Source organism: Pollutimonas rozaliensis (assembly GCF_048751585.1).
In the GTDB taxonomy this organism is placed as follows: Bacteria; Pseudomonadota; Gammaproteobacteria; order Burkholderiales; family Burkholderiaceae_B.
This window is the reverse complement of record NZ_JAZHOB010000114.1, coordinates 1-272: the sequence shown is the minus strand read 5'-3', so window position 1 is coordinate 272 and position 272 is coordinate 1. Positions and strand designations below refer to the sequence as shown.

General features: G+C 72.8%; 1 protein-coding gene. It reads right to left on the bottom strand.

Features of this window, described 5'->3' with window-relative positions; translation table 11 throughout:
* A partial coding sequence (locus tag V0R37_RS22195) for a hypothetical protein (RefSeq protein ID WP_420376565.1) occupies window positions 1-272 on the bottom strand: 272 nt, incomplete at both ends.

Here is a 272-nt window from a genome sequence, read left to right as displayed (position 1 = left end):
CAACCGCGTGGGGCTTGCCGACGTCAACGCCCGTGCTCGGGCCATGGTCGCGGCCAGCGGCGGGCACCCCGAGCAGTTGGGGCCCATCAGCCTGCTGGTGGGTGTGCGCCAGGGCGTGTACGGCCAGCTGCACCCGCAGGCCCGCCAGCTGGGCGGGCTCGATTTCATGGCGCTTCGCCAGCATGGGCTTGGCCAGCGACCCGCGGCGCTGGCCCGGACGCTCGGGGTATCGCCCAGCAGTTTCGCGCAGCCAGACTACGACAGCGCCTTCG